The organism is Enterococcus songbeiensis (assembly GCF_005405265.1).
GTDB classification, from domain to species: Bacteria; Bacillota; Bacilli; order Lactobacillales; family Enterococcaceae; genus Enterococcus_C; species Enterococcus_C songbeiensis.
Genome location: NZ_BJDS01000013.1, coordinates 74,408 through 83,381, shown reverse-complemented (window position 1 = coordinate 83,381; position 8,974 = coordinate 74,408). Strand labels below are relative to the sequence as shown.

Here is an 8,974-nt window from a genome sequence, read left to right as displayed (position 1 = left end):
GGTGATTCAGTGTGGTTGATTGCTAATAAATACGGTATTACTATGAATCAATTGATTCAATGGAACAATATCAAGAACAACTTTATCTATCCAGGGCAACGGCTAGTGGTGAAAAACGGTGGAACCAACAATTCCAGTACAACTACGGGTTCTAGCAGTTCAAGTTTATCCAGTTCCTCCGCCAGCTCCAGTGCTTCAACCGGCGGAACTTACACGGTGAAATCCGGCGATTCCGTCTGGTCGATTGCCAATAAACACGGCATTTCGATGGATCAATTCCGTCAATGGAACAATATCAAAAATGACTTCGTTTATCCGGGGCAAAAAGTAACCGTGAAAAAAGGGGCAACCGCCTCTGCTGCCAGCACGTCCGGCAGCACCTACAAAGTCAAAAGCGGCGACAGTCTATGGACGATTGCACAAAAATACCGATTGACCATCAATCAGCTAAAAAGTTTGAATCAACTGTCTTCCGATACGATTCTGATTGGACAGACTTTAAAGGTAAAATAATATTTGAATTTCCATGCAATCTTTGATAGTATAGCTATCAATAGCAACACGTTAAAAAGGAATAGTAAAAAGTCATTCGGTAAAGAGAGCACATGGTTGGTGGAAATGTGTACGAAACCTTTTGAACTCGCCTTTTAGTGACAACTGCTGAAAAAAGTAGGCAGCTGCGGCGGCGGTCGTTATCCCGCAAGAGGCTTGCATTCGCAAGTAAAAATAGGTGGTACCACGTAGATTACGTCCTATAAAAAGCAACGGCTTTTTATAGGACTTTTTTTATTATTCTTTAGGAGGCATCGGAATGAATTACGATCACAAAGCAATCGAAAAAAAATGGCAAAAGTTTTGGGCAAAAAACAATGTCTTCAATACCCACGATGACAGCAGCAAGCCAAAGTTCTACGCACTCGATATGTTTCCCTATCCGTCTGGACAAGGGCTGCATGTAGGGCATCCAGAAGGGTATACGGCAACAGATATTTTATCACGGATGAAACGCAGCCAAGGCTTCAGTGTACTGCATCCAATGGGGTGGGATGCCTTTGGTCTGCCAGCAGAACAATATGCGCTGGATACCGGCAATGATCCGGCTGAATTCACGAAAAAAAATATCGAGACCTTTCGTCGTCAAATCAATTCATTAGGCTTTAGCTATGACTGGAATCGAGAAATCAATACTACCGATCCGGAATACTATAAATGGACCCAATGGATCTTTACAAAATTGTACGAAAAAGGATTGGCTTATGAAGCAGAGGTCGCAGTCAACTGGGTGCCAGAATTGGGAACCGTTATTTCCAATGAAGAAGTTATCGATGGCAAAAGTGAACGTGGCGGCTACGATGTGGTTCGAAAACCGATGCGTCAATGGATGCTGAAAATCACCGCCTATGCAGATCGTTTGTTGGATGATCTTGAATTGGTGGATTGGCCTGAAAGCATCAAAGAAATGCAGCGCAATTGGATTGGTCGTTCGGTGGGAGCAAATGTAACCTTTAAAGTTGCCAGCAGTGAAACAGATTTCACTGTATTTACCACCCGTCCGGATACATTGTTTGGTGCAACTTATGCCGTATTGGCACCAGAACTTGAATTGGTGCAAAAAATCACGACTGCCGAACAACGGCCGGCGGTAGAAGCATATATCGCAGAAGCTGCAAAAAAATCTGAATTGAATCGAACGGATTTGGCGAAAGAAAAAACTGGGGTCTTTACCGGTGCCTATGCAGTTAATCCAGTCAATGGCAAAGAAATTCCTATCTGGATTGCCGATTACGTTTTGTCTTCTTACGGAACTGGTGCAATCATGGCGGTTCCTGCTCACGATGAACGGGATTATGAATTTGCGAAAACATTTGGCTTGGAAATTTTGCCTGTGTTGGCTGGTGGTGATGTGGCTCATGCGCCTTATACTGAAGATGGTCTGCACATCAATTCCGGCTTCTTGGATGGCATGAACAAAGAAGAAGCCATTGCGGCTATGACGACTTGGTTGGAAGAAAAAGGCGTTGGGAAAAAAGAAATCAGTTACCGGTTGCGGGACTGGTTGTTTTCACGTCAACGGTATTGGGGAGAACCAATCCCAATCATCCATTGGGAAGACGGCACCACAACGACGGTGCCTGAAGAAGAGCTGCCATTGCGTTTGCCGATTACTAAAAACATCAAACCAAGCGGAACGGGCGAATCACCGTTAGCAAATATTGAAGAATGGATCAATGTCGTCGATCCGGTTACTGGCAAAAAAGGTCGTCGAGAAACCAATACGATGCCGCAATGGGCAGGCAGCTCATGGTATCACTTGCGGTACATCGATCCTCATAATAAAAAAGAATTGGCAAACTTTGAAAAATTGGAACGCTGGCTACCGGTGGATATTTATATCGGTGGTGCGGAACATGCTGTGCTTCATTTGCTTTATGCCCGTTTCTGGCATAAGTTCTTGTATGATATCGGTGTAGTTCCAACCAAAGAACCGTATCAAAAATTATACAATCAAGGAATGATCCTTGGCGGAAATAACGAGAAAATGTCGAAATCTCGTGGCAATGTGGTCAATCCTGACGATGTTGTTGAAAAATATGGGGCAGATACCCTGCGCCTGTATGAAATGTTTATGGGACCATTGGATGCTTCGATTGCTTGGAGCGAAAATGGACTGGAAGGCAGTCGGAAATTCTTGGATCGGGTGTGGCGCCTGGTTGTTGATGAAGAAGGCAAGATGCGGGATCGGATCACTACCTTTAATGATGGCAAGCTGACGAAGGTTTATAATCAAACGGTGAAAAAAGTAACCGAAGATTATGAAAATCTGCATTTTAACACAGCAATTTCTCAATTGATGGTTTTTGTTAATGAAGCCTATAAAGTCGATGCCTTGCCATATGAATACATCGAAGGCTTCGTGCAATTGCTGGCACCGATTGCTCCCCATATCAGTGAAGAACTTTGGGCAGTCTTGGGCAACGAAGGCGGCATTTCTCATGTTGCTTGGCCAACCTACGATGAATCGGCGTTGGTAGAAGCAGAAATCGAAGTCGTTTTCCAAGTAAACGGCAAAGTACGGGCGAAAGTCAATGTTCCGGCAGATGCGACAAAAGAAGAATTGGAAGAATTGGCAAAAGCTGATTCGCTGGTTCAAGAACATATTGCAGGAAAAACGATCCGTAAAGTTATCGTTGTCCCAAATAAATTGGTAAATATTGTTGCAAATTAAGAAAAAATAAGTATGTTTTGAGACACCTCCTGTATTTTGGGAGGTGTCTTTGTCTTTTGGCAAATTTCTTTGGTTGACTGTTGTAAGTAGCTACGCCAACCATTTGAAAATTTCTTAAAAAGAGCGTATAATCCGTACCCTATCCTTCAAACAGTAAAGGGGAATGTGTGTATGGTCAACCACAAAGAACAAGAGTATTTAACGATCGTTTATGGGGAGCTGCTGGAGAAAAAAGAGGTATTGCAAACCTATCTGGCACAGTCTAAGGATGAGGCATTGACGGCGTTGCAGGGGATGCAAGGAGATGTCAGTTTGAATTTTGATAGTGTGCTGGACAATCTCGATACTTTTTCACAGTTGGAAATGAAAAATCGAGAAATCGATCAAATGAATTTCAAAATGCAAACTGCAGATGTTGAATTGGCGCAGGTCAATCGTTCCTTGAATGTGCCGTATTTTGGCAAAGTAGTGGTCGATTTTATGGAGGAAGCACCGGAAGATTTTTATATTGGCATCAATGGCTTTCGAAATTTGGCGGGAGATACACGAATCTACGACTGGCGCTCACCGATTGCAGAATTGTTTTACAACAATGAGTTGGGACCTTCCAGCTATCAAGTCAATGGACAAAAGATAGCGGTGGAAATTGCCGGTCGCCGGCAGCTGATTATCGAAAGAGATCGTCTGCTGAATTCCTTTGATACTTCTGTGGCGATTCAAGATGATGTTTTATTGGAAGCCCTGGAGAATGATACCACTGGATTTATGAAGGACATCACGGCAACCATTCAAAAAGAGCAGAACAAAATCATTCGCGATAACACTAGCCGTCATTTATTGGTGAATGGCATCGCCGGCAGCGGAAAAACCTCGACAATCATGCAACGTATTGCATATTTGCTCTATTCATTGCGGCAGCAAATCACCGCAGATGATCTCTTGATCCTGTCACCCAATACGCAATTTATCGACTATATCTCTAATGTTTTACCCGCCTTGGGTGAACGCAATCCGCTTAATTTGACTTTGCCACTATTTTTGCAAGAGTTCAGTTCTCAAGAATTGGAGGATGAAACAGAATATTTTGAACGCTTAAATGCACCTGTTTCAAAAATGACTGCGATTCTTCGCAGCAAAGCATTTGTAGATTATCTCAAACAAGCGGACGAGCTTTTAGCAAGGATTGATTTGTTTCAACCGATTGTTTATAAAGGAAAAGTTCTGATTTCAGTAGAAACATTGCAGGGATTTTATCGAAAAACACCTAATTATCCCAAAATGATCGATAAGCTGCAGGCCATGAAAAAACAGCTTCTTAGCTATTGGGATCAGCGAATCATTCAGCAAGCTCACAGTGAACGGATTCAAAATCAAGTGCTTTCCTTGTCTGAAGAATTGCAGCAGCACTATTTTGGTGAATTAATCAGTGATGAATCAGAAGCCAGTATTTTTCGTTACAGCAAGAAATTATTGCAACGAAAATATCGGAAGGTAACAAAGGCGTTGCGGCAAAATGAATGGATCAATGAAGAAGGCATGGTTGCGGCAATCTATCAACGTTTTACCGGACAAGAAATGCCAAAATTTGGTGGAACGATCGATGAAGCAGTGATTCGGCTATTGGTTCGTCACACGTTTATTGAAAAAAGGGACGTACCAATGCTGCGTTTTATTTTGATTGATGAAATCCAAGATTACACGTATGCTCAAATCGCCTTGCTAGCGGCTTTGTTCCCGAAAACCCATTTCACGATGGTGGGGGACGAAAATCAGGCAATTTTTAATTCTCAAATTGCTTTTTCAGAGGTACAAGCTATATTTGCTGAAAAACAACAGTCGGTGAAACGCTATGATTTACTGAATAGTTATCGTTCAAGCGGTGCAATCACGAAGCTGTTTCGAAAGTTGGTTACCACACCAATGGAGATTTTGCCGGTGCGACCAGACGGATTGCCGGTGACTTTTCGTTCTTTTGCGGTGGTCGAGGAGTTTGTTCAACTAGTGAAAGAAATGTCTACTAAGCAACAACTGACTATATTGACTAAAACGCAACAGCAGGCTGTTCAATTAACAGAAACCTTGCGTAAGGCTGGCGATCAAAGCCAGGTGCTGTCTATCAGCTTGGCAAAGGGCTTAGAATTTGATCATGTGATTTTGTATGATGTTTCAGCGGAAAATTATTTTTCAGAACAGGATCAAAAACGCCTGTACACCGCCATTTCCCGTGGCATGCAACAAGTAGTCGTGACTTATCAAGATGAACTGACACCATTGATCCATTAAAAAAACGTTCCTGATTTCTGCGGATAATGCAGAGAATCAGGAACGTTTTTAATCTAAGCTCATTGAATTATCTGTTCAGCAATCAGATAATCCCCGTCATAGGGAACATCTTCTCCATTGATTTTTTGGTATTGATCTTGTCCTTTGCCGGCAAGAATAATGGAATCCTTTGGCTCTGCCAAGGCGATGGCTTGGGCAATGGCTTGCGGACGATCCATTTCAAAATAAATTACCAACTCTGGATTAGTCACCGCTTGATTGATTTCTTCTGCGATGGCTTGTGGGTCTTCAAAGGCAGGATCGTCTGCAGTCAAAATGGCGATGTCGGCTTGTTGGGATAAAATTTTCCCGAAATCTTGTCGCCGGGAAATAGCTTTTCCACCAGGACTGCCAAGAACAACGATGACTCGACCGTCAGGATGCTGCGTTTTCGCAAAATGCAGCAACGTTTTTAAACTAAGATAATTATGGGCGTAATCGACGTAGATGGTTGCGCCATTCTTTGCTTGTAATTGTTCCATACGTCCGGGAACTCGCGCTTGTGCCAGACCGAGCTGTCCGTCTTTTGCGGAGGCGCCTGCCAGTGCGGCTGCCAACAACGCACTGGCGGCATTTTCTTGATTGAATCCACCAGCCAGCAATAACGAATAGTGACTGTTCAAGGCAAACGGATCTTGGTCAGATTGTAATGAAAAAGCCAATCCTTCTTCGGAAACCACCAGATAATCGGCATCTTTTCGTCCGTAGGTGGTCAATGGAATTTTGTTCAGCTCACAGGTTTCTTTTAATAAATCAAAATAATCGCTGTCTCGATTGATAATCATGTGTTTGGCATGAAGCAGTAATTGTCGTTTGCAATAAAAATAGTCGTCAAAAGTCGGGTGCTCGATGGGGCTGATATGATCTGGAGAGATATTTAGAAAAATCCCAACATCGAAAAACAATCCATACACGCGATGTGTTTTGTAAGCTTGTGAAGAGACCTCCATCACGAGATGGGTCATACCATTGGTGACTGCTTGTGCCATCATACGATACAAATCCAAAGATTCAGGAGTGGATAAATGAGATTTAAAATAAGTCGTTCCATCTAATGTAGTATTCATAGTGGAAAGCAGGGCTGTTTTTTTGTCGGTGGTGACATCTAAAGCCGCCTTGGTAAAATAAGCAGCAGTAGTTTTTCCTTTGGTTCCAGTAAAAGCAATCAACGTCAATTTGTCTTGAGGATAATCGTAAAAGGCCATCGCCAAAATCGCCATTGCTTTGCGGACATCTGTTACGATGATACCAAGTGCTGAAACAGTATAGGGTTCTTCTGCCACGTAGACTTCCAACCCATTTTCAATAGCGGAAATCAGGTAGTCCGCTTTAAAATTTAATCCTTTACAGAAAAAAAGTGTTTGGGAATCAACGGAACGGGAATCATAGGAAAGTGCAGAAAATTCCTTTTTGCTGTCAATTGTCAGATGCCAGCCCTCCGCTGAAACAAACTCTTTAAGCAGATTTTCTTTGAGTAACAAAGTGCGAATTGTTTCAAGGGAAAAGGTCATTGTGAAGCTCCTTTTTCAATTTTTAGTTTATTATAGCACAATTTTGAAAGTGGACTGAAAAAAATCAGGAACCAGGAGAGCAGACTTTTCTTATTCCAAAAAAATAAACCGCCAATTTTTTTGGCGGTTTATTTTGAAGAAGGATAAAAATTTAGTCGTTGACAGGAATCAGTTGAAATTTGGAAAAAGAAAATAATCCTTTATCGGTGATCTTCAATTCGGGAATCACCGATAGTGTCAAAAAGGAAAGGGTCAAGAAAGGATTGAAGGCACGGCTGGCACCAAGTTTTCGTGCCTGTTCCGTCAGTTGGATCAACTGCTGATTGACTGCCATGAAGGGTTCTTGAGACATCAACCCACCGATAGGCAACGGCAGACACGCCAATTCTTTATCTTGATGAACAACGACCATACCGCCGCCTTTTTTGATCAATTGATTAGCAGCAAAGCGCATTTCTTCGTCAGAAGTTCCCACTACCACGATGTTGTGGGAATCATGGGCCACCGTAGTAGCTAAGGCACCTGCCTTCAACTGAAAACCTTTCACGATGCCTAATCCGATATTTCCAGTGGCATGATGGCGTTCGATAACGGCGATTTTCAGCTGATCTTTTTTAATCGAAGGCTGGAACAAGCCCTTTACTGTTTGAACATCTTCTATTAAATCATTCGTCAACAAGCTGTTGGGGATGATCTCAATCACATGGGCTTTAGAAGCAGTCAGCGGCAAATCAAACGAGTGGGTATCTAACGGCTGTACACTGATTTTTGGCAATTCTTTTTCAAAAGCCAATGGAGCTGAAAAGCAGGATTCGTTTAAGTGACCAGATTGAACGACCGGGACCCCTTTGGCAAAGACGGTATGGATAGGTAAAGTTTTTAAATCATCTGTCAAAAAGAAGTCAGCTTGATACCCTGGAGCAATTGCTCCTAGAGTTGTTAAACCAAAACATTCGGCGGCATTTAATGAAGCCATTTGAATGGCTTGCAACGGTTCCATGCCTGCTTGGATCGCTTGCCGAACGATGTGATCGATGGACCCTTCTGCTACCAAATCATCAATCAATTTATCATCCGTCACAAATAAGCAACGGCGGGAATTTTCTGGTGTGATTGCCGGTAAAAGGGCGTCAAGATTTTTTGCGACGGTTCCTTCTCGAACCATCAGATACATGCCCAGTGCCAAGCGTTCTTTGGCTTCGGCGGCAGTGGTTGCCTCGTGGTCAGTTCGAATTCCTGCAGCGGGATACACATTCAGAGCTTCACCAGTGATGCCGGCAGCGTGGCCGTCGATTTTCTTTTTTTGTTGGTGCATGCGACTGATTTTATCTAAAATATCCGTTTCCGCAGTAGCAACGGCTTGGTAATTCATCACTTCCGCCAGTCCTAGAACATTAGGATCTTCAAGAAAAGGTGCCAAGGCTTTTCCATCTAAGACGGCGCCGCTGGTTTCAAATGGGGTTACCGGTACGCACGAAGGCAGCATGACAAAAATAGTCATGGGCGATTGCTTGCCATCTTCCAGCATAAACTGAAGTCCTTTGCTACCGGCAACATTTCCGATTTCATGGGGATCAGTTACCACCGTGGTCACACCATGAAGCAAGGAGATTTTGGCAAATTCTTGGGGAGATAAAAGCGAACTTTCAATATGTACGTGACCATCAATAAAGCCGGGAACCAAATACTGATTTTTACCGTCAATAGTGGTGAGTCCTTCATAATGACCGATTCCAACGATCTTTCCATCGCAAACTGCGACATCACCAACTGTGATTTCTTTGGTAAATACATTGACAATTTGAACCTGCTTGATGACCAGATCGGCAGGTTGTTTTTTACCAGCAGCTAAAATATGTTTTTTTAATAATGTTTCCACTTTTGCTCCTCCTTTATAGGTTTAGATGGGTAATAA

General features: G+C 42.8%; 5 protein-coding genes and 1 other annotated feature. Of the genes, 3 read left to right on the top strand and 2 right to left on the bottom strand.

The features are described 5' to 3' along the window. From FFM66_RS07860 to FFM66_RS07850, 3 genes are all read left to right on the top strand, one after another. Positions 1 to 513, top strand: a 513-nt coding sequence (locus FFM66_RS07860; protein ID WP_137605544.1) for a LysM peptidoglycan-binding domain-containing protein, incomplete at its 5' end; no start/stop codon positions are given. A gap of 42 nt (positions 514 to 555) precedes the next feature. Further along, positions 556 to 758: a binding site (T-box leader), on the top strand. Positions 759 to 811: 53 nt separating this feature from the next. Beyond that, a complete protein-coding gene (gene leuS, locus FFM66_RS07855) occupies positions 812 to 3,226 on the top strand; it encodes a leucine--tRNA ligase (RefSeq protein WP_137605543.1) in 2,415 nt (804 codons plus the stop codon). 171 nt (positions 3,227 to 3,397) lie between these two features. Further along, positions 3,398 to 5,509 carry a HelD family protein gene (locus FFM66_RS07850; RefSeq protein WP_137605542.1) on the top strand — a complete coding sequence of 704 codons (2,112 nt, stop codon included), beginning with the start codon at positions 3,398 to 3,400 and terminating at the stop codon, positions 5,507 to 5,509. Positions 5,510 to 5,568: 59 nt separating this feature from the next. Here FFM66_RS07850 and FFM66_RS07845 read toward each other — a convergent pair whose 3' ends face one another. Together FFM66_RS07845 and ade are read right to left on the bottom strand one after the other, a co-directional pair. Then, positions 5,569 to 7,059, bottom strand: coding sequence for a UDP-N-acetylmuramoyl-L-alanyl-D-glutamate--L-lysine ligase (locus tag FFM66_RS07845; protein ID WP_137605541.1), 1,491 nt, complete (start codon positions 7,057 to 7,059; stop codon positions 5,569 to 5,571). Positions 7,060 to 7,210: 151 nt separating this feature from the next. Next, on the bottom strand, positions 7,211 to 8,938 hold the full coding sequence (ade, locus tag FFM66_RS07840) for an adenine deaminase (RefSeq protein WP_048603733.1): 1,728 nt from the start codon (positions 8,936 to 8,938) through the stop codon (positions 7,211 to 7,213). Positions 8,939 to 8,974 lie beyond the last annotated feature (36 nt).

Excerpts from the sequence above, each read along its gene's own strand:
- leuS (WP_137605543.1), top strand. The coding sequence starts at position 812 with ATGAATTACGATCACAAAGCAATCGAAAAAAAATGGCAAAAGTTTTGG.
- FFM66_RS07850 (WP_137605542.1), top strand. The coding sequence starts at position 3,398 with ATGGTCAACCACAAAGAACAAGAGTATTTAACGATCGTTTATGGGGAG.
- FFM66_RS07845 (WP_137605541.1), bottom strand. The coding sequence starts at position 7,059 with ATGACCTTTTCCCTTGAAACAATTCGCACTTTGTTACTCAAAGAAAAT.